Raw genomic sequence first — 19,884 nt, 5'->3', positions numbered from 1 at the left:
GCTGCTCATGTCGACGCCGCCACAGCCGCATCAGCAGCCCCAGCAGGGGGGTTACGGGAGCCCGTACGGGCAACAGCCGCAGTTCCCCCAGCCGGGGCCGGCCCAGCCGGGGTACGGGCAGCCCGGCGCCCAGCAGCCCCACCCTTCGCAGCAGGGCTACGGGCCTGCGACCTCTCCGCAGCCGTTCCCGCCGCAGCAGGGGTACGGGGCTCCGGGCGGCTGGGGCTCGCCGCGGCCGCCCGCTCCGGACAAGGCCCGGAAGTGGTTCATCGGTGTGCCGCTGGCCGTCGTGGGGGCGGTCGTCCTCGCCTGGCTGGGCTACTACGTCTTCCTCGACGACGGTGAGAGCGGCGAGGTCTTCCCCGAGGCGAAGTACGAGCTGACGCTCCCCTCGACCCTGCTCGACGGCAAGTACGAACTCGCCGGCGACATGTCCCAGCAGACCCAGGAGCAGCTGAAGAACGCGAGCCAGGCCGTCATCCGCGAGCCCAAGTCGACGGTGGCCCAGTACACCTCGCTGAACGGCGCGAAGGCCGGGATCGTGGTCGTCTCGGGGCTCCACGGCCGTATCGCCGAGCCCGACAAGGCGCTGGAGTCGATCCTCAGGGGCGGCGGCAAGGCGAAGGGCACCACCATCGCGGTGCCGCCGAAGGACTACACCCCCGAGGGCTCGGAGGTGCGGGTGGAGTGCCAGGTCCTCGTCTCCGACCAGTCGGACGGCGGCAGGGCCACGATCCCCATGTGCGCCTGGGCCGATGACAACACCAATATGTCCGTCTCACTGGCCACTCCCGAGAGCATGGGCATGACCCCGGCCGCCGTCGACCTGAAGGAGGTCGCGGAGGCCACGGTGAAGGTCCGTCAGGAGATGCGCAGGCCGATCGGCTGACGCGAGTGCGCGGTGGCCGGAGTGGTGTGCCGGTGGCCGTGGGGTCCGGGGCGGGGCATCCGGGTCCGCCGGGCCAGGGGTGGGGGCACCTCCCGGGCCGCCGGGCCCAGGGGGAGGCGTCGCCGCCCCGTGAACGCTTCCGGACACCCCGCCGGGGACCGGCCGGGCGGGGCAGCCGGGGCCGTCCGTGCGGCCCGAACGGCCGTGCGGCCACCCCGTTCGGGTCACTCACCCTCGGAAGCCACCACTCCGCGCGCTTTCACCGTGTGCGTACGGAAGACTCCCTACCGCAACCACCCTCGCGGCAAAGGAGTTTCACCATGCGATCAACGGGGTCGGCGAGGTCCGTGAGGCCCAACCGGACTGACGGGGTTGAGGCGACGGAACTGGCTGGACGGGCCGACCGGGCGGAGCCGACGGTGAGGTCCGGGGCGTCGGGGTCGGCGGGAGCGCCGGGGCGGACAGCGCGGACCGCGGGTGGCGTACGGACCGCAGGTGGCGTACGGGCCGTGCGGGGCCGCGCTGTTGTCACGGCCGCCGTCGCTCTGGCGCTGGGCGGGGCCGTGACCGGCAGCGCACGCGCCGCCGAGCCCGTCGTCGACCGGCCCGCCACGGCGAGCGGGCTGTACGCTCCGTCCGCGCTGGTGCTCACCGTCGGAAAGGACACCGCCGCCTCCGTCGACCGTGCGGTCACCCTCAGCTGCGCCCCGAGCGCCGGGGGCACCCACCCCGCGCCCGAGGACGCCTGCCGGGAACTGGGCGCGGCAGGCGGTGACTTCGGCGCCCTGCCGTCCGCCCTTCCGTACACGATGTGCACCCGGGAGTGGTCCCCGGTCACGGCCGCCGCGAGCGGTGTCTGGCAGGGCAAGCGGGTCGACTGGTCCGGGACGTACAACAACGGCTGTGAGATGCGGGCGGCCCTCGGAGCCGTCTTCGCCTTCTGAACCGCGCTCCCGGACCGCCGTGTGATCGTGGTCGTCACCGTCAGGCGATGTTCCACCGGGCCGGCAGCTCTCCCCCGCAGAAGACACACACATGGTCGCCGTCCCGGACGACACCGATCCGCCCGCAACCGCCTTCGGTGCAGCGGCGGAAGACGATCTCGTGCGTGAACCCACCGGGACGGCCCAGCCCCACCCGGTCCAGCGCGCCCGCGACCGCCGGCCAGCAGCCGGGGTCCGGGCAGTAGCCGGTCGACTGGTTGCTGACCTCGACGACCGCCCAGCCGTCGCCATCGCGGCCGAAGGCGATCTCCCCGCCGCCAGCACCGGGCCGCCGCCCGCGCAGGCGACGTGCTCGCTGCGCCTCGGCGCGAGCCGTATACGGCCGGGCGGGTCGACGACATAGGTGAAGGGCTCCCGGAAGTCGTCCGGACTCTGGGCTGCGGCCCAGCCCCCGAACGCGTCGCGGGTGCCGACGATCCGTCCCTCGCTCCCGGGGCGCACGGCCGCGAGGATGTCGGCGGGTCCCACATACGCGTACAGCGTCCTGCCGTCGTGGGCGAAGGCCCCGCCGTCGTACCCGGCGGGCAGAGGCCCGGCGGGCAGCAACCCGACGGTCGGGGGCCGCGCATCCCGAGGCCCGGGCGCGTGGGGTCCGCCGGAGCCCTCCCCGCCCCTACGCTCCCGGGGCATGGTCCCCCCTTCGTACGGAGTCGAGAAAAGGCTCGATCGCGGCGCGCCAGCCCTCCGGCTGGTCGTAGTGGATCAAATGGCCCGCGTCCGCCACCTCCGCGTACTGCCCGAGAGGGAGGACCCTGACCATCTCCTGGGCCTCGGCCCGGCCCAGTTCGCCGTCGATGCCACGGACCACCAGGGCCGGGCAGCGGACCTGGGCCAGCTCGTCCCAGTGGGCGTCGTGGACCCAGGTCTCCCGGGCCCTGAGCATCTGGCGGCGCGAGAACACCGGACGCCAGCCGTCGGCCCGCTCCGCCATCACCTCCGCGTAGAACTCCCCGCGCGCGGGCGTGGGGTGCTCCACCCAGGGGTCGTCCTCGCCGAACCACCTCCGCACATCCGCGAGCGTCGCGAACGGGACCGGCCAGGCCCGGAACCAGCTCTCCCACTCGCGCTGGGAGGCCGCGCCGAGCGCCGACGCCCGCATGTCGCAGATGATCAGGGCCCGGACGAGGTCGGGGCGCTTGGCCGCGAGCTGCCAGGCGGTGAGCGCGCCCATCGAGTGCCCGATGAGGGTCACCGGGCCGAGGCCCAGCTGTTCGACGGCGGCCTCGGCGTCGGACACATGCGCGTCACGGGTGAAGGGACCCTCGGCGGGCTTGTCGCTGCGGCCGTGCCCCCGCTGGTCGAGGGCGACCGCGCGATACCGCTCGGCCAGCCAGCGGGCGGTGGGCGCCCAGTGCGACGCGCGGCCCATCAGGCCGTGGAGCAGTAAAACGGCGGGCGCGTGGCCGGGATCGGCGCCCGGGGCGCTGCCGGCCGGCCCGCCGGACGGTTTGGGCGGATCGGCGAACTCCCAGGCGGCCAGGCGTGCGCCGTTGATTCCGGTCACGTCGATGCGCCGCACCATGTGCCTGGCACCCCCTTCTGTCGCCCGGTCGTCCCGATCGGCCATCCACCGCACCCCCAGCTTATCGAACTCCTATTCGAATGCATGCTTCCGCCAGGCAACACCCCTCGTTCGAGTGACCATGCTCGGGGATTGGCGTGCGCCGCCGGGGGGAGATCTTCTGCGGGAGGCGGGCCGATCGGGGAAGGCGGTCCGAGGGGAATGACCCTGGGAGCTCGGGGCTCCGGGTCAGCAAAGGGGAGGACAGGCCCCGGCACCCATGGGTGCCGGGGCTCTTCTCCGCCGAGTTCGTCGAGTCGGCCGAGCGGGGGCGGGGGGCGATGGGGGCCGGGTGCGGTCCAGACCTCAGGGCCCGGGCCGGGTGCGGTTCAGGTCCCGGGGAGAGGTCCGGGGGCGGCCCCGGAGGGCGATCACGCCGGGGCGGCCGGTGGCGGGGGTGGCGGTGGTACGGGCGGATCCGGCGATACGGGTCGCGCCGTCCGCGCTGCGGTGCGCGCGGGGCGTACGAGGGGCGCATCACCCTGATCCCTCCCCGGCCGTGGGTCATATGCCTCAACCCCAGCGTGGCACGCGATTCGCCCGGGCGCTGCCATTCCGGACGGAAATCGCTTCACGGGGAACGCTTCAGACGACTGCGGGCACCCGGGCACCGGGAACCCCCGAAGGGGCGGGGTTACGGCGCCCGGCCCGTGCGGTCGCGGGAGGCCGGCACGCGTCGGCTCGGGGGCGGAGGGGCCGTCCTCCGCGGAGCCGCGACGGCGAGGGGACGGCCCCGCCCGGGGCCCTTCAGCATCACCTGGGGCAGGGCAGGGACTCCCCCGAAGGTTCTCGCCGAGTGACCGGCCCTCTCACCAGGTCCGTCCTCAAACGCCGGACAGGCTGGACAGTTCACACCCGCACGCAGGACACCGTCCATCCTCGAACGCCGGACAGGCTGGAAGAACAAGAACCCCCGCACCGGGGCCCAGGTCCGTCCTCAAACGCCGGACAGGCTGAACAGTTCACCCCCGCCCGCAGACACCGTCCGCCCTTTGAACGCCGGACGGGCTGGACAGTTCACCCCCGCCCGCAGACACCGTCCGCCCTCGAACGCCGGACGGGCAGGACAGTTCGCCCCGCCCGGGGACAGCGCCGACGGCCGGATCCCGCGCCGCTCCGCTACTTCTTGGCCACGAACACATGCGAGGCGACATCGGACTCCAGCTCCGCCGCCTCACCGCCGCTGCCGACGAGCACCCCGCCCGCCGACTCCGTCACGCTCACGACCGAGCCGGGCTGCACGCCCGCCCTGCGCAGGGTGTACATCAGCTGGGCGTCCGTCTGGATGGGCTCGCCGATCCTGCGGACCACCACGGTCTTGCCGTCCGAGCCCGGGTCCAGATCCGCGAGCGAGACCATGCCCGCGTCCAGGAAGGGGTCGGCCTCCGCCTTCTCGCCCAGCTCCTCCAGGCCCGGGATGGGATTCCCGTACGGAGACTCGGTCGGGTGGCGCAGCAGCTCCAGCACACGGCGCTCCACCGCCTCGCTCATCACATGCTCCCAGCGGCACGCCTCGGCGTGGACCTGCTCCCACTCCAGGCCGATCACATCGACGAGCAGGCACTCGGCGAGCCGGTGCTTGCGCATCACGCGCGTCGCCAGCCGCCTGCCCTCCTCCGTCAGCTCCAGATGGCGGTCCCCCGCGACCGTCACCAGACCGTCCCGCTCCATGCGGGCCACGGTCTGGCTCACCGTGGGACCGCTCTGGTCGAGCCGCTCCGCGATACGGGCGCGCATAGGAACCACACCTTCCTCCTCCAGCTCGAGGATGGTGCGGAGGTACATCTCCGTCGTGTCGATCAAACCGGACATACGTGCCCCTCGAAGAATCGTGCGCTGCGGCCCCGGACCCAATTCTTACGCATCGCGCCGACAACCGTGCCGCGCTCGGGCAAGCCGGGGCCGAGGCCGTATTGACAGCGCATCGGCCCAGACCCCAACGTGATCCGCGGCGCGGGCATTCCCCGGCGCATTTCCTGTTCTCTGTGTACCCGAATGCATACGTACCGTATTCGGGTATCGACCCCCTGAAAGGGCTCGGCGATGAGCGAGAGCAAGCTGGCCGGTCAGTTCTTCGATGCGGCGATCGATCTGCTCGCGCGTGTACGGAACGAGGAGGCGGACAACATCGCGGCCGCGGGTGCGGCGATCGCCGACACCATCACCTCGGGCGGCCGCCTGTTCGCCTTCGGCGCGGGACACTCGTCCCTGGCCGCCCAGGACGTCGTCTACCGGGCCGGCGGCTTCGCCGTGATGAATCTGCTCGCCGTGCCCGGCGTCGTCGGCGTCGATGTCGTGCCCGCGACACTCGGCTCGGCGCTGGAGCGGGTCGACGGCCTCGCTGCGGCCGTACTCGACACCAGCCCCGCGCGCGCCGGTGACCTCCTCTTCGTCATCTCCCTCTCCGGCCGCAACGCGCTCCCCGTCGAGATGGCGGTCAATGCGCGGGCGCTCGGGCTGAAGGTCATAGGCGTGACCTCCGTCGCGTACGCGGACGCCACCACGTCCCGGCATGTCTCCGGCACCTTCCTCAAGGACCACTGCGACGTCGTCCTCGACTCCAAGATCTCCGTCGGCGACGCGGAACTCACCCATGAGGGCATCGAGGCGCCCTTCGCCCCCGCCTCGACTGTCGTCACCAGCGCCCTGATGCAGGCCACGATGGCGGCGGCGGCGGAACGCCTGGTGGAGAAGGGGGTGGAGCCGCCGCTGCTGAGGTCGGGGAATGTGGACGGGGGGCATGAGTGGAATGGGAGGGTGATGGCGGAGTACCGGGAGCGGATCTTCTTCCGGCACGGGTAGGTGTTACGAGGGTGAGGGGCCCTCGGACCCCTCATGGTCCCGGTCCTGAGGTCTTGGCCCCAGGGGCCCTGGTTTCCGGGCTCCCGGGGCCCGGGCGTCTTTGCCCGTGGCCGCGTCTGGGCGCGTTCTCCGTCCTCAAACGCCGGACGGGCTTGGTGGTGGCCGTGCCCCGGCCGGCCTGGTGGTTACCGCCATCCGGGCCATGGACGGCCCCCGGCCCACCGTCCGTCCTCAAACGCCGGACAGGCTGAAAAAGCCACCCGCACACCGGACCAGCTTGGCGGATTCCACGACCGAACCAGCCTGGTGGTTACCGCCACCCGGACGGTGGACGGCCCCCCGCCCACCGTCCGTCCTCAAACGCCGGACAGGCTGAAAATGACCGCCCACACCGAACCGGCCCGGTGGACTCCGCGACCGGACCCGCCCGGTGGTTACCGCCACCCGGACCGTGGACGGCCCCCCGCCCACCGTCCGTCCTCAAACGCCGGACAGGCTGAAAAAGCCACCCACACACCGGACGGGCTTGGAATGGTCGCCCACGCCGGAGGGCTGGAGATGGGCGGCCCCACGAGAGTCGGACGCCGGGCGGGCCGGGAGGGTCCGCCCGGCGTCATGGAAGGTGGGGGTGGGCCTCCCCGTTGACCGTCTGTCGCCGGGCGCTACCTCCCGAGGTACGCGTCGATGAGGGAGACCGTGCCCTTGTTGCCCTGCCTGTCGGTGAACTCCGCGCGGAAGGAGATGCCCTCACCCTTGGCCGGGTTCTGAACCGTGACCCTGCCCCGCTGAACCGGCAGCCGCTGCCAGGTCCGGCCGCGGTCGTACGAGACCTGGGCCGACAGCTTTCTGAGGTTCCCATGGGCCGCGGCGCCCTCGACCACGAGCGGGAAGGACTGCGTCTGACCGGCGGGTGCCGTGCTGTCCAGGCCCACCGCCGCGGCGAACCGGACCGTCGACAGGGGCAGCTTCACCCGGGAGGCGGTCGTGTCGGACCGGAAGGTCCAGCTCGCCTCCGTGCGGCTCGCCACCGTACCGGGCGCCGTACCCCGGTCGGCGGATGTCGTCAGGGTGTACCGGGCCGCCCCGGCGGGAGCCTGGAAAGTGTCCCACTGGTTCAGAGCCCACCTGTACTCGCCGATCTGCTGTCCGTTCCTGTGGAGCGTGGTCCTGCCGGACCCGTACGCCATTTCTCCCGGATGCCCCTTCCCGTCGGCGAACAGCGGCAGATCGCCCCCGATCCGGTCGCCGTCCCGGAAGACACCCGTCTTCCTGCCGATCGCGGGACCGAAGACGGCGGTGCCGAACGTCTCCCGGTAGCTCTTCCCGGCCCGGTACTTCTTCGGGTCACCCAGTTCATGGGTCGTGCTGTGGCTGCCGTACCCCAGATTCCAGCGGACTCCGGGAGACTCGGACACCCATGTCGTACGGACACCCGGCGTGGGCTGCGCCCCGCTGATGGCCGTGAAGTCGATGTCAGGATCCGCTATCACGGCATTCGTGGTGATGACGCCTTGCCCGCCCTGGTCCAGAGCGCTGAGATCGATGTCCACCCGGGCCAGGTCGCTCTGCTCGTACGTCCTGCTGACCCCGGTCGCCACCCGCTCGGTCCTGCCGCCGAACGCGATGTCGTACTGACTGGTCGCGTCCGCCTCCGACTCCCAGGTGCTCGACCACAGCTGGGTCAGCGAGCCGTCGGTGACCGGAGGGCCGAGGTGCGCGGTGCGGAAGTCGCGGTACAGGCCGATGAGGAAGAACCCGCCGACCCTTGCCCCGCTGGTGCCGACCTTGTACGACATCAACCCGTTCACCGGCTCGACCCCGGGCCGCGGCAGCCTGATGTCGAACGGCTTGGTGGTCCGGGCGTCGACGGTGACCTTCGTGTCGCCGGTGATGTCCAGCTTCGGCTGGGTGACGATGTCGAGGAAACCATCGCCGGGTTCGTAGCTCTCGGAGTCCAGCGCGTAGGAGCCCTTGGGCGTCCGGATGGTGGCGGTACCCGACTCCGGCACGTCCAGTGCGGCGGCCAGCCCGTGGTACGGACCAGTGACGCCCTTCACCACGGTGTGCGGGGAGGAGGGCGCCGAACCGTTCCGTCCGATGTGATCGACCGTCAGCTCGTAGGACTCGACCTCACGGTCCACGGCGACGGCCGTCCGTACGGTCTGTCCCCCACCGCTCGCCACGACCGTTCCGGAGTACGTGCCGTCCGCCGTGCCGCCGAGGCGGGTGTCGGCGGTCACGTCCACGGACGCGGTGCCGCCCGCCGGAACGGTGAGCTGCCGTACGGCCGGGGTGAAGAAGCCCTCGGGCGCGGGACGCCCGGCGGGGTCGGTGGCCGTGGCCGTCACATCGAGGGTGACGGCCTCGGTGCCCAGATTGCGGTAGGTGACCTTCTTCGTCACCGGGGTGTCGTCCGCGTGCGGCCACAGCTGGGTGCCGAAGGTCAGGGACACCGGTTCGGAGACCACGCTCTGCCCCATGGCCCCGTCGACCGCGATCCGGCCGGTGCCCTGCTGATGGACGGTGTACGGTCCCGGCCGGGCGGAGCCGGTCAGCACCCCCTTCAGCTCGGCCGCCTTCCAGGCCGGGTGCTTCTGCTTGAGCAGAGCCGCCGCGCCCGCCGCGTGCGGGGCCGCCATCGACGTACCGGACAGATTCAGATACCCCTCCGGGCCCTCCCCGAATTCCTGCTCCAGCAGGCTGCCCTTCGCCGAGGCGGCGGTGATCTCCTCACCCGGGCCGGTCACATCCGGCTTGATGTCGCCCGCGCCGATCCCACGGCCGCGGCCGGATCTCTCCGCGAGCCGGTCGTCGCCGTCGACCGAGCCGACGGTCAGCGCGGCCTGTGCGCTGCCCGGCGAGGTGAGGCTCCCGTCGTGCGGGCCCTCGTTGCCGGCCGCGACCGCGAACAGCACGCCCGTGTCCGCCGAGACCTTGTTGATCTGGGTCTCCAGCGGATCGAGTTCGGGGGTGTCCCAGCCCCCGAGACTCAGGTTGATCACATCCGCCCCCTGGGCCACGGCCCAGTCGATGCCCGCGAGGACGGCGGACTCGTCGGCCCAGCCGCCGTCCTCGATGACCTTGCCGTTGAGGAGCTTCGCCCCGGGCGCGACCCCCTTGAACTTCCCACCCGACTTCGCCCCCGTACCGGCGGCGATCGAGGCCACATGGGTGCCGTGGCCGTTCCTGTCCCGGGCGTCGTGCGACGAGGAGAAGTTCTGCTCGCCCACCACCTGGTCCTTGAGGTCCGGGTGTGCGGTGTCGATCCCGCTGTCGAGGACCGCGATCCTCACGCCCGTGCCGTCGTGCCCCGCGTCCCAGGCCGCGGGCGCGCCGATCTGCCGGGTACTTCTGTCGAGTACGGCCTTCCGCGTCGCGTCCAGCCAGATCCGGTCGACCCCCGAGGAGACGGCCCGGTCGCCCCCGCCTTCCGCCCGGGTGAGGCTGTCCCACAGGGCGGCGGACTGCTTGTCCGGCGCGGTGACGGCGTCGGCGTTGAGGTTCTTCAGACTGCGGCGCACCTCGACGTCGTCCGTGGCCCGTACATCCGCACGCGCCGACCTCTGCGACGAGCCCCGGTAGCCGATGATCACCTTGAGGCCGTCGCGATGGGCCCGCAGGCTCTCCGGCCGGCTCAGCTCGGTGATGTCGAACAGCCGCTCGTCGAGTTTCCCCTCGGTGATGAGCCGCTGGGCGTCCCCCGGCACCACGAAGGTGTGCTTGTCGGACGTACGGATGTGTACGGGGACGTTCCCCCGCCCCTTGGCCCGTTCGACCCCGGCCACCTGGCCGCTCGCGTCCAGCAGTACCCGGTCACCGGTGATGAGCGTGATCGTGCGACGGGGTGTGCCGTCCTGCTCGCCCGGTGAGGGTGTGCCCCCTGCCGTACGGCCCTGGGGCCCCGCCGACGCCGGGCCGGTCATGACCCCCGTCAGCGCCACGGCACCCGCCGCGGCGATCGCGGTCAGGTAGGTTCTGCCCACTCTGTTCACTTGTCGGCGCAAGTCTCCTCCAGGAGTGTTGCGACACTGTCGGCCCCAACCCCTGAGCCTCCTCAGCGGAGTTGAGGCGGCCGGGGTCCGGTCCGGTCGGCCGGAGGCCCACGTTGTTCCAGTGCTTCGGGCCCCTCTCCGGGGCCACAGGCGCCCGTGATCACCGAGTAATTTTGTGTGTTGCTACAAGTGCCGGGAGGGCCCGGAGGCGTCGAAGGCGTCGGAAGGCCGGATCGTACGGGCCCGATCGGAGCGGGTCAGGAGGGCGGGCCGGGAAGCGGGTCCGGCCACCCCGGGCGCACAACGGTGCTGGTCCGACGCGGAAGCGATGCGAAAAGGACGCCGAATAGGGGTGCGACGGCATATGGCGCCCGTGGTTACATGGGCCCATGGTGTCCACGGATCGGTTGCTCGCTTTTGCGGCCATGTCATTCCTGCTGATCGTGATCCCCGGCCCCAGCGTGCTCTTCGTGATCGGGCGGGCGCTGGCACAGGGCCGCCGTGCCGCGCTGACCACGGTCGTGGGCAACACCCTCGGGGCGTATGTGCTCGTCGTGGCCGTGGCCCTCGGGGTCGGGGCCATCGTGGAGCGCTCGGTCCTCGTCTTCACGGCCCTGAAGCTGGTGGGCGCCGCGTATCTGGTGTATCTCGGCGTCAAGGCGGTCCGTGAGCGGGGCTCCCTCCAGGCAGCCTTCAACGGCGAGGGCCCTTCACACGGCACCCTCCGTACCTTCTGGGAGGGCTTCGCGGTCGGCGTCGCCAACCCCAAGACCATCGTCTTCTTCGCCGCCGTGCTCCCGCAGTTCGTGGACCAGGGCAAGGGCAATGTCGCCGCCCAGATGCTCCTCCTCGGCCTCGTCTTCAACATCATCGCGGTGGCCTGCGACAGCGTGTGGGGCCTGGCCGCCTCCACCGCACGCGGCTGGTTCGCCCGCTCACCCCGCCGGCTCGCCATGATCGGCGGAGTCGGCGGATTCACGATGATCGGCCTCGGCGTCACGGTCGCCACGACGGGCCACAAGGACTGAGTCCCCTGCCCCGGAACACGTAGTTCCGATGCGGTGGTGCCGTGTCCTCGCGGTCGAGCCCTGGCACCGGGCACGACATGACATCGTGGCGCCATGACCGTCGTTGTCCGCCCGGCTTCGGCCTTCGAGGATGTCCGCGCCCTTCTCGGTCCGAAGTCACCCGGGGCCAACGTCTGCTGGTGCCTGAGCTACCGGATTCCGTCCAAGCTCAACAACGAGCTTCGCGGGCCGGCCCGCGGTGAGTACGTCGCCGGGCTGTGCCGTGCCGAGCCCCCGCCGGGCGTGCTCGCGTACGACGGCGACGAGCCGGTCGGCTGGGCCGCCGTGGCACCGCGCTCGGACATGTCCTTCGCGCGCAGCCGCAAGATCCCGCACGTGGACGACCTGCCCGTCTGGTCTCTGTGGTGCGTCCGCGTACGTCCCGGCCACCGCGGAAAAGGGATCTCGCACGCCCTGATCGCCGGCGCGGTCGAGTTCGCCCGCGCCCACGGCGCCCCTGCGATCGAGGCGTACCCGCTCGACAACGGTGGCGCCAGGGTCGACATGACGATGGCGTACGCCGGGATCCGGAAGAACTTCGAACGCGCCGGGTTCGCCCACGCCTCCGACACCACCTCGGTGCTGGCCGGTCACCCCCGAGTCCTGATGCGGCTCGACCTGCGCTGAAGGATCAGCCCGGCGCCTCGACGGCCGGTGCGGCCGTCTGCCGGCTGGTGCACCTCTGTGCGTGTGTCCCGACGCGGACGCTCGGCTGTCCCCTCCCGGGACACAAGGCCCGTCCGGCTGCCGTGGTGCGACCGGGGGCGGCAGCCGGACGGGCGTCCCGCGCCCCGGCCGGAGGTTGGCGGCGGGGGCCTCCGGCCGGGTGCGGTGGATCGGTGAGTACGGGCGGGTTCAGCCCAGCCGGTTGTCGATTTCCTCTCTCAGTTCTTCGTAGGCGGGGCTGGTGCGGATCGCGTCGTACTCCGGGTCCGAGAACTCGAACGAGTGGCCCCCTCGGTGTTCGGCGAACAGCGTGCAACCGTCATTCGACGGTCCGGGCTCTCCGTTGTCGGCCGGGCAGTCACCGAGAATGGATATCCCGTCGGGCTCCCGGCCGTTCTCCCACCGGGCCCATACCTCGCCCCGCCTCGCGTCCGTGAGTTCGCGTACGAGGTCGAAATGCGGGCCCGCCGAATGGGCCTCCAGACCACAGCGCAGGGCCGTGACGAGTTCCAACGGATGCCCGGGATCCTCCGGCACGATGTCCAGCGCGAGAACAATCAACCGCAGCGGAAGTCGCGCCCTTGCCGCGCAGATATGCCGGGGCTCGTGTCCGGGCACGCTACCGTCCCCGCCAACTCTGCGCATTCGCCTCGGCCACCGCCGCGCTCATCGCGTCCGACTGGGACGCCGGGCTCAGATCCTGTGGCATCGCGTCCCACTCCCGCCCACCGTTCAACGGCCTGAGCTGCACCCTTAACCCCATCCGGTCCATCACCCGGCCCACCCTCCTCGTCGCCGCGTCCCTCACCACATCCCCCGGAACCGGCTCATACGGATGCTCGCGCGCATTCTCCGGAGAACTCACCGCGGTTGCCTCCTCAGCCCGTCCCCGACGGCTCGCAGCAACTCCGGAGTCGCCTCCGCGTAACCACCGCGCGGAACCCAATCCGGAGCGAGGCACCAGAATCCCCCGGCCTCTATCAGTGCGACCAGATCAGTAATGTCGTCCACGTGGGCCACGGGCGCTTTCCGGTTGGTCATGGTGATTGCCGTTCCTCTTCACAGCTCGCTTTTCATCAACGCGAGTACAACCTTCCGTGAGGGCGGCTAACCTCACCAGGGGGGATGGAGAGACAGCGCGAACTGTCCAATCACAGAAGGGCGTTAGAACAAATGACCGCCGAGACCGATGGCACCGATCCCGCCGACCCCGCGTCCTCCGCACTCGCGCACTTCGGCCACGAGGCGCGCCTGGAGCGGGAGGCGTTAGGCATTTCCCGTGCCGATTTCGGCACGGAGGCGACCTGTGGGTACTCACTCGTCGCCAAGATCGAGAACGGACAGCGGGTCCCGCCGAGGGAGTTCGCGGAGGCGTGCGACCGGGTGTTCCCGCATGCGAACGGGAGGTTCATGCGGCTGTGGCCGCTGGCGCTGAAGTACGCGTACCCCGTGTGGTTCCGCCGGTACGTCGAACTGGAGGGCGTCGCGGCCCGCATCCAGTTGTTCAACCCGCTGCTGGTGCCAGGGTTGGTTCAGACCGAGGAGTACGCCCGAGTGATCCTCCGAGCCGGGCGGCCAGACAGCCTGGAGGACGCAGTGACCGCCCGGATGGAGCGTCAGCGCGTGTTGGTCACGGCCGACCATCCCCAACTCTGGATTGTCGTCACTGAGTATGCACTCCGCAGGACTGTTGGGAACGCCGACGTGACGCGCGACCAACTCCAGCGGCTCAAGGACTTGGCAGAAGTCCCGAGGAATGTGGTCCAGGTGCTCCCGGAAGCCGCCGGATACGTTCACGGCAGCAATAACCCTTACGGCCTACTGTCGTTCAAGGAAGGTGCCGATGTGGTCCATGTAGACGGCTTCCCGACCGGGTACACAGTTGCCGATTCCACCCCTGTCGCCGAGGCCCAAAAAGCCTATGATCTCCTCAAGGCGACAGCACTGCCCTTGGACGAATCGGTATCCGTGATCAACTTGATCATGAAGGATGTACACAAATGACCGATAAGCAGCGGTATCCCGTCGAAGCATGGCGAAAGTCCAGCTACAGCGGATCGAACCAGGGCGAGTGCCTAGAGGTCATGGACGGCGGGAGTCACATCCCCGTGCGCGACTCCAAGAATCCCCACGGACCCGTCCTCGCCTTCCCCGACACAGCCTGGGACGCCTTCATACAAGGCATCAAGAACACACCGATCTCCCTCTGAATCCGCCAACGGGGGCTCACTCGGGGGCGGTCAGGGCTGCCAGGTCCAGGGCCGTGGCCGTCAGGAGGGACATGTTCTCGGCGTGGAGGGTGTCGGGGCGGTCGAAGGCGGGGCGGGTGGGGCCGCGGAGGAAGGTGGCGACGCCCAGGGTTCGGCCGCGGCTGCGGAGCGGGGTGCAGAGTGCGTGGACCATGCCCTCGGGCCAGCGGCGGGCCCGGCACCAGTCGGCGGCCGACGGCGGCGCGTCCTGGGCGGGGGCGGCGGGCGCGCTCGCGCGGACCGGGGTTCCCCGGGTGGCGGCCTGGAGGGCGGGGTGGCCGGGGGCGTAACCCACGGGGATGCCGCCCGTCGCCACGGGGACGCAGGGGCCGGGCGTACCCGTGGCGGTGGCCGCCGTACGGACGAGCCTGATGCCGTCGCCCGGTTCGACGAGGTCGATCAGGGCGTGGTCGGCGAACCCCACGAGGGCGAAGTCGAGGCAGACGGTCGCCGCCTCCATCGGGTCCTCGCACTCCGCCGCGGCGCGGCCCGCGCGGTGGAACTGGCCGGAGCGGAAACGGAGCCGGTCCGCCGCCTGCTCGGCGAGCTTGGACTCGGTGATGTCGTGGAACAGCCAGCCGATGCCGAGCGGTACGGGCTCCTCCGTGAGCGGTGAGGCGAGCCGCAGAAAGCCGCTGCGCCAGCACCGGCGGCGCTCTCCGTCCGCCCCGCCCGCCAAGGTCACCCATATGTCGGTGAGCGCGCGCGGCGGGCCCTCGGCGAGTACGTGGTGCAGTGCGCCCTCCAGCTGCTCGACGCCCTGGACGAGGAGTTCGCCGAGCGGGCGTCCGAGCGGCGCGGTGCGGCCGGAGCCGAAGGCGCGGGCCGCGTAGCCGTTGACGACGGTGGGCCGCAGATCCACGTCGACGAGGACCACGCCCCAGGACGCGTCGTCGAACAGGGCCTCACTGAGCGAGATCGAGCGCTCCAGGTCGATCCGGGCGTGCACCTCGCTGAACGCGCAGTACAGGCCCGCGGGCCTGCCGTCCGCGCCGAGGACCCGCGCCGACTGGGTCCGTACGAGCACCCGCCCGCCGTCCTTGCGCAGCAGCGCGAACTCGTGGACCTGCCGCCCCGGGGACTCCATCGCGGCCATCAGCCGGCCCTCGACCTCACCGGCGTCGGCGCGCCGGACCGCCCATCCGGCGAACCCGCGGCGGCCGACGGCCTCCTGCGGGGACCAGCCGAGGATACGGGCGGCCTCGCGGTTCCAGTGGGTGATCGTGCCGTCCGCGTCGAAGGCGCAGAGTGCGGCGTCCATGCCGTCGAGGAGGGCGGCGAGCAGTTCCTCCGAGCCCGCGGCCGGATCGGGGGCCGCCCCGGAGGCGGGCCGCTCCGGTTCGTCGGGCCCCAGTGCGTTGGCCGTGCCGCTCTTCGAAGCACTCATCCTGGGCCCCCTGCAGGACGTGTCCGCGCGAGTTGATGCACGTCGAACCATTCAACTCGAACGTGACCCAGAGCACACCCGGTTCCGGGAAATCGTTGCGCCGGGAAACCGGTTCGTTTAATCGGTTGAAGCCCGGGGCGGAGGTTCCTAAGGTGGTGCGCACACTGAAGGGAGGTGGTTCGGAAGTGATTTCTCACCGGACTCGTGAGGTGACTGCGGGCTAGTCGCCCGTCGTCGCACTCTGTGCGGTACGGCAGGCCACCTGCCGAAATCCAATGCAGTCACCCGACCCGTGGGCCGCCGGTCAGTCCGGCCGGCTTCTCTCCGTCCCGTACGGAGGGAACCAGGCCCGCGGGTCGTCTGCGTTCCCGCCCCCGGAAAGACTTCGGCACGAGAGCCCGGGGAAGGGCCCCGGCCCCCTTTCCTCCTCTTGAGAGGGCTGAGAGGGCTGAAGGGGCTTCTCCGCCGGGCTCAGGGGGACAGCCGCTCGACGGTCCAGGCGCCGTCCGCCCCAGTGGTGTACCGCAGTCGGTCGTGCAGCCGGTTCTCGTGGCCCTGCCAGTACTCGACCGTCTCCGGCACGACCCGCAGGCCGCCCCACTCCGGGGGCGCGGGGACCTGCTCGCCCTCCGGGTAGCGGGCCGCCAGCTCCTCGTACCGGGTGAGCAGCTCGTCCCGGGAGGCGATCACCGACGACTGCTCGCTCGCCCAGGCGCCGAGCTGGGAGCCGTGCGGGCGGCTGCGGAAGTACGCCACCGTCTCGTCGCGTCCGATACGGGAGGCCGTGCCCGTGACCACCACCTGGCGGGCGATGGGGTGCCAGGGAAAGAGCAGCGAGACATACGGGTTGGCCCCGATCTCGCGGCCCTTGCGGGAGCCGTAGTTCGTGTAGAAGACGAAGCCCCGGGAGTCGTACTCCTTCAGCAGCACCGTGCGGGACGACGGGCGGCCGTCGGGGGTGGCGGTGGAGACGACCATGGCGTTCGGCTCGTGCAGTCCGGCGGTGATGGCCGCGTGGAACCAGCGGGCGAACTGTTCCATGGGCGTCGGCGCGAGGTCCGTCTCCAGGAGCGGAGTGGAACGGTACTGCTCACGCATCACGGCGGGATCGGGGACGGCTGCGTTCGCGGAGGAGGCATGGTCGGTCACGGGGGTCATCCTGCCGCAGGGCCGTGGTGGCACCGAGGCCGCGTACCCCGGTCATGGGAAGGGCCGCCCCGGAGCGCGCCGCGGTCCCGGGCAGGCGCCGCGTTCCGGGCCCCGGAGTTTCCCGGCCGCCCGGGGGCGGTGCGGCCCCTCGCCCTCCGCGCCCGCGGCCGCAGCACGCTCTCCCTCACTGAATGGAACGTTCACTACAAAGCACAAAGGGGGTCCGGAACGGGGCGGAGCCCCGAGTGGTGCCGACGGGCTCGGCGGAGTGACGGGCCAGTATCCCCGGCACTCAGTGCCGCTAACCCTCCCCGGACGGAACGCCGCAGTGTGCCGGTTCTCACGCTTCCCCGCATCATGGGAACCCGCCAAAATCCATAGGTGGGACTCTGTGGAAATTCCACAGCAGGGGATATCGTTCCTGGCCCCCGGCGGGCGGGTGACCCCCGGCCGTACGGGGCATCACCGAGGTGTCCGGACTTTTCCGATCGCCCCGCCCGACCTGTCGTACGCACCGTGAGGAGCCGCCTGATGTCCGACTTCGTACCTGGGCTCGAAGGAGTCGTCGCGTTCGAAACGGAGATCGCAGAACCCGACAAGGAGGGCGGTTCGCTCCGCTACCGGGGCGTCGACATCGAGAATCTCGTCGGTCATGTGTCCTTCGGGAACGTATGGGGTCTGCTGGTCGACGGAGCGTTCAATCCGGGGCTGCCGGCGGCCGAGCCGTTCCCGATCCCGGTGCACTCCGGGGACATAAGGGTCGATGTGCAGTCCGCGCTGGCGATGCTCGCGCCCGTATGGGGTCTGAAACCGCTGCTGGACATCGACGAGGAGCGGGCCCGTGAGGATCTGGCGCGGGCGGCGGTGATGGCCCTGTCGTACGTGGCACAGAGTGCCCGCGGTCAGGGTCTGCCGATGGTGCCGCAGCGGGAGATCGACAAGGCGCGCACCGTGGTCGAGCGGTTTATGATCCGCTGGCGCGGTGAGCCGGACCCCCGTCATGTGAAGGCCGTCGACGCCTACTGGACCTCCGCCGCCGAGCACGGGATGAACGCCTCCACGTTCACCGCCCGCGTCATCGCCTCCACCGGCGCGGATGTCGCCGCGGCGCTGTCGGGCGCGGTCGGCGCGATGTCGGGGCCGCTCCACGGCGGCGCCCCCTCCCGTGTCCTCGGGATGATCGAGGAGATCGAGCGCACCGGCGACGCGACCGCCTATGTCCGGCAGGCCCTCGACAAGGGCGAGCGCCTGATGGGATTCGGCCACCGCGTCTACCGCGCCGAGGACCCGCGCGCACGGGTGCTGCGGCGTACGGCGAAGGAGCTGGACGCACCGCGCTACGAGGTCGCCGAGGCGCTGGAGAAGGCGGCCCTGGAGGAGCTGCACAACCGCCGCCCGGACCGGGTACTGGCGACGAACGTGGAGTTCTGGGCGGCCATCGTCCTGGACTTCGCGGAGGTCCCGGCCCATATGTTCACCTCGATGTTCACCTGTGCCCGTACGGCCGGCTGGTCCGCCCACATCCTGGAGCAGAAGCGCACGGGCCGACTGGTGCGTCCCTCGGCACGCTATGTGGGCCCGGGCACCCGGGACCCCCGCGAGATCTCGGGGTACGACGACATCGCCCACTGAAGCCCGGGGTCGGGTACACGGGTACTCGGGTACTCGGGACAGCCCGGAGTCCCGCCACAGTTTCCGTGCCCGGAGTCCCGTGACCGCAAAGAGGGGGCCGGGGCGGGTCGGCTCAGGAGCCGGGGACGGCCGCGTACAGGGGCGGGTACGGCCGGTACAGGGGGGCGGCTCAGGGAGCGGGGCGGCCGGTCGCGGAACCCCGGGCCGGGTCGCCGTGAACCGATGGGCCACCCTCGCCGGGAGCAGGGCCCCGGGGCGCGGGGGCACCCGGAGCGGGGGTGCCCGGGCCCGAGGGGCGGCCCTTGCCGACCTGGGTCCGTACCGCCCCGATGCTCGCCGCGATGACCAGCGCGATCGCCAGCGCGTCGGTCGCGGACAGCGCCTGGCTCAGAACGAGGAACCCGGCCATCGCGGCGACCGCGGGCTCCAGGCTCATCAGCACCGCGAACGTCGGCGCGGCCAGCCGCCGCAGGGCCAGCAGTTCCAGGGTGTACGGGAGGACCGAGGACATCAGCGCGACGCCGAGCCCGAGCAGCAAGACGGACGGTTCGACGAGCGTGGCCCCGGACTCGGCGAGCCCCATCGGCAAGGTGAGCACCGCGCCGACCGCGAGGGCCAGCGCCAGCCCGTCCGCCTTGGGGAAGCGCCGCCCGGTGCGGGCGCTGAAGACGATGTACGCGGCCCACATCACCCCCGCCGCCACGGCGAACAGCGCGCCCACGGGATCGAGCCCGTCGACCCCGCCGCCGCCCAGGAGTCCGCTCAGCAGGACCACACCGCCGAGCGCGAGGGCGGCCCAGACGAGATTCACCAGCCGCCGGGACACGATCACCGACAGGGCGAGCGGCCCGAGGACCTCCAGGGTCACGGCAGCGCCGAGGGGAATCCGCTCGGCCGCCTGGTAGAAGAGGACGTTCATCGCGGCCATGACCGTGCCGAAGACGACGACGGTGCCCCAGTCGGCCCGCGAGTAGCCACGGATCCGCGGACGGCAGACGAGGAGCATCACGGCCGCCGCGAGGACGAGCCTCAGGGTGACGACGCCCATCGCCCCGGCACGCGGCATGAGCAGAATGGCGACGGCCGCCCCGAACTGCACGGAGAGCACCCCGCCGACGACGAGCCCCACCGGCCCGAGGGCGGCCCGCGCGCCCCTGCCTCCCCTCCTGGCGCCACTGCCGGCGCCACCGCCCGCGCGGCCTTCCACCCGGCCGCCCGCACGGTCGGCCGGGTCGCCCGGGGCAGTTCCGCCGGCCGGGTCACCGGTACCGCTTCCGGACACCCCGCCGAGCGCGGCGGCCGCCTCCGGCTCCGCCGTGACGAACGGGGGGTGGCCGGGCTCACCCACGACCGGGTTACGGACCTCGTCCACCCTGTTCCTCCCGTCCTGATCGAGCGCCCGGCCGGACACCGAACCGGGCATACGCGGCACACCGCCGACCCCGTTCACGCTAGTGGCCGGGCGCTGTCGAGTGAAATGCCGACT

15 protein-coding genes are annotated in these 19,884 nt (G+C 71.5%); 8 read left to right on the top strand and 7 right to left on the bottom strand.

Annotated elements, in window-relative coordinates; genetic code table 11:
- The first annotated feature begins 7 nt into the window (after positions 1 to 7).
- Positions 8 to 889, top strand: coding sequence for a hypothetical protein (locus ACIBCM_RS14505; protein ID WP_399242932.1), 882 nt, complete (start codon positions 8 to 10; stop codon positions 887 to 889).
- 509 nt (positions 890 to 1,398) lie between these two features.
- Positions 1,399 to 1,833 carry a subtilase-type protease inhibitor gene (locus ACIBCM_RS14500; protein ID WP_399242930.1) on the top strand — a complete coding sequence of 145 codons (435 nt, stop codon included), beginning with the start codon at positions 1,399 to 1,401 and terminating at the stop codon, positions 1,831 to 1,833.
- Positions 1,834 to 2,506: 673 nt separating this feature from the next.
- On the opposite strand, the gene ACIBCM_RS14495 is transcribed toward ACIBCM_RS14500, so the two are convergent.
- Positions 2,507 to 3,415, bottom strand: coding sequence for an alpha/beta fold hydrolase (locus ACIBCM_RS14495; protein WP_399243317.1), 909 nt, complete (start codon positions 3,413 to 3,415; stop codon positions 2,507 to 2,509).
- A gap of 1,158 nt (positions 3,416 to 4,573) precedes the next feature.
- Positions 4,574 to 5,266 carry a metal-dependent transcriptional regulator gene (locus ACIBCM_RS14490; protein WP_389273356.1) on the bottom strand — a complete coding sequence of 231 codons (693 nt, stop codon included), beginning with the start codon at positions 5,264 to 5,266 and terminating at the stop codon, positions 4,574 to 4,576.
- Between the two features lie 231 nt (positions 5,267 to 5,497).
- On the opposite strand from ACIBCM_RS14490, the gene ACIBCM_RS14485 reads away from it, so the two are divergent.
- Positions 5,498 to 6,256: an SIS domain-containing protein gene (locus ACIBCM_RS14485; RefSeq protein WP_399242928.1), complete on the top strand. Its 759-nt coding sequence runs from the start codon at positions 5,498 to 5,500 to the stop codon at positions 6,254 to 6,256.
- Positions 6,257 to 6,918: 662 nt separating this feature from the next.
- On the opposite strand, the gene ACIBCM_RS14480 is transcribed toward ACIBCM_RS14485, so the two are convergent.
- A complete protein-coding gene (locus ACIBCM_RS14480; protein ID WP_399242926.1) occupies positions 6,919 to 10,239 on the bottom strand; it encodes a S8 family peptidase in 3,321 nt (1,106 codons plus the stop codon).
- 398 nt (positions 10,240 to 10,637) lie between these two features.
- Here ACIBCM_RS14480 and ACIBCM_RS14475 point away from each other — a divergent pair, with 398 nt between their 5' ends.
- Together ACIBCM_RS14475 and ACIBCM_RS14470 are read left to right on the top strand one after the other, a co-directional pair.
- Complete coding sequence (locus ACIBCM_RS14475) at positions 10,638 to 11,276, top strand: LysE family translocator (RefSeq protein WP_399242924.1); 639 nt, start codon at positions 10,638 to 10,640, stop codon at positions 11,274 to 11,276.
- 93 nt (positions 11,277 to 11,369) lie between these two features.
- Positions 11,370 to 11,942 carry a GNAT family N-acetyltransferase gene (locus ACIBCM_RS14470; RefSeq protein WP_399242922.1) on the top strand — a complete coding sequence of 191 codons (573 nt, stop codon included), beginning with the start codon at positions 11,370 to 11,372 and terminating at the stop codon, positions 11,940 to 11,942.
- A gap of 228 nt (positions 11,943 to 12,170) precedes the next feature.
- Here ACIBCM_RS14470 and ACIBCM_RS14465 read toward each other — a convergent pair whose 3' ends face one another.
- A complete protein-coding gene (locus tag ACIBCM_RS14465; RefSeq protein WP_399242920.1) occupies positions 12,171 to 12,599 on the bottom strand; it encodes a hypothetical protein in 429 nt (142 codons plus the stop codon).
- Positions 12,600 to 13,154: 555 nt separating this feature from the next.
- Between ACIBCM_RS14465 and ACIBCM_RS14460 the strand changes: the two genes are divergently transcribed.
- The gene (locus ACIBCM_RS14460; protein WP_399242918.1) at positions 13,155 to 13,985 is read left to right on the top strand and encodes a Scr1 family TA system antitoxin-like transcriptional regulator; all 831 of its coding nucleotides are present in this window, start codon (positions 13,155 to 13,157) and stop codon (positions 13,983 to 13,985) included.
- Positions 13,982 to 14,191, top strand: coding sequence for a DUF397 domain-containing protein (locus ACIBCM_RS14455; protein WP_399242916.1), 210 nt, complete (start codon positions 13,982 to 13,984; stop codon positions 14,189 to 14,191). The genes ACIBCM_RS14460 and ACIBCM_RS14455 overlap by 4 nt, the downstream gene beginning before the upstream one ends.
- Before the next feature lie 16 nt (positions 14,192 to 14,207).
- On the opposite strand, the gene ACIBCM_RS14450 is transcribed toward ACIBCM_RS14455, so the two are convergent.
- Both ACIBCM_RS14450 and pdxH read right to left on the bottom strand, forming a co-directional pair.
- Positions 14,208 to 15,617 (bottom strand): PAS domain-containing protein, encoded by a 1,410-nt coding sequence (locus tag ACIBCM_RS14450; RefSeq protein WP_399242914.1) that lies wholly within the window; start codon positions 15,615 to 15,617, stop codon positions 14,208 to 14,210.
- Positions 15,618 to 16,088: 471 nt separating this feature from the next.
- Entirely contained in the window at positions 16,089 to 16,775 is a 687-nt protein-coding gene (gene pdxH / locus ACIBCM_RS14445; RefSeq protein WP_399242912.1) for a pyridoxamine 5'-phosphate oxidase, read from the bottom strand.
- Positions 16,776 to 17,297: 522 nt separating this feature from the next.
- Between pdxH and ACIBCM_RS14440 the strand changes: the two genes are divergently transcribed.
- Positions 17,298 to 18,398: a citrate synthase 2 gene (locus ACIBCM_RS14440; RefSeq protein ID WP_399242910.1), complete on the top strand. Its 1,101-nt coding sequence runs from the start codon at positions 17,298 to 17,300 to the stop codon at positions 18,396 to 18,398.
- A 169-nt stretch (positions 18,399 to 18,567) separates the two neighbouring features.
- Here the strand turns inward: ACIBCM_RS14440 and ACIBCM_RS14435 are convergent, their stop codons facing one another.
- Positions 18,568 to 19,821: an EamA family transporter gene (locus tag ACIBCM_RS14435; RefSeq protein ID WP_399242908.1), complete on the bottom strand. Its 1,254-nt coding sequence runs from the start codon at positions 19,819 to 19,821 to the stop codon at positions 18,568 to 18,570.
- Positions 19,822 to 19,884 lie beyond the last annotated feature (63 nt).

It is taken from the genome of Streptomyces sp. NPDC051018 (genome assembly GCF_044456085.1).
Taxonomy (GTDB): Bacteria; Actinomycetota; Actinomycetes; order Streptomycetales; family Streptomycetaceae; genus Streptomyces.
Note: the sequence above shows the minus strand (reverse complement) of the source record. Positions and strands in the feature narration are given on the sequence as shown.

Excerpts from the sequence above, each read along its gene's own strand:
- ACIBCM_RS14505 (WP_399242932.1), top strand. The coding sequence starts at position 8 with ATGTCGACGCCGCCACAGCCGCATCAGCAGCCCCAGCAGGGGGGTTAC.
- ACIBCM_RS14495 (WP_399243317.1), bottom strand. The coding sequence starts at position 3,415 with ATGGTGCGGCGCATCGACGTGACCGGAATCAACGGCGCACGCCTGGCC.
- ACIBCM_RS14490 (WP_389273356.1), bottom strand. The coding sequence starts at position 5,266 with ATGTCCGGTTTGATCGACACGACGGAGATGTACCTCCGCACCATCCTC.
- ACIBCM_RS14485 (WP_399242928.1), top strand. The coding sequence starts at position 5,498 with ATGAGCGAGAGCAAGCTGGCCGGTCAGTTCTTCGATGCGGCGATCGAT.
- ACIBCM_RS14475 (WP_399242924.1), top strand. The coding sequence starts at position 10,638 with ATGGTGTCCACGGATCGGTTGCTCGCTTTTGCGGCCATGTCATTCCTG.
- ACIBCM_RS14470 (WP_399242922.1), top strand. The coding sequence starts at position 11,370 with ATGACCGTCGTTGTCCGCCCGGCTTCGGCCTTCGAGGATGTCCGCGCC.
- ACIBCM_RS14460 (WP_399242918.1), top strand. The coding sequence starts at position 13,155 with ATGACCGCCGAGACCGATGGCACCGATCCCGCCGACCCCGCGTCCTCC.
- ACIBCM_RS14455 (WP_399242916.1), top strand. The coding sequence starts at position 13,982 with ATGACCGATAAGCAGCGGTATCCCGTCGAAGCATGGCGAAAGTCCAGC.
- ACIBCM_RS14450 (WP_399242914.1), bottom strand. The coding sequence starts at position 15,617 with ATGAGTGCTTCGAAGAGCGGCACGGCCAACGCACTGGGGCCCGACGAA.
- pdxH (WP_399242912.1), bottom strand. The coding sequence starts at position 16,775 with ATGACCCCCGTGACCGACCATGCCTCCTCCGCGAACGCAGCCGTCCCC.
- ACIBCM_RS14440 (WP_399242910.1), top strand. The coding sequence starts at position 17,298 with ATGTCCGACTTCGTACCTGGGCTCGAAGGAGTCGTCGCGTTCGAAACG.
- ACIBCM_RS14435 (WP_399242908.1), bottom strand. The coding sequence starts at position 19,821 with ATGCCCGGTTCGGTGTCCGGCCGGGCGCTCGATCAGGACGGGAGGAAC.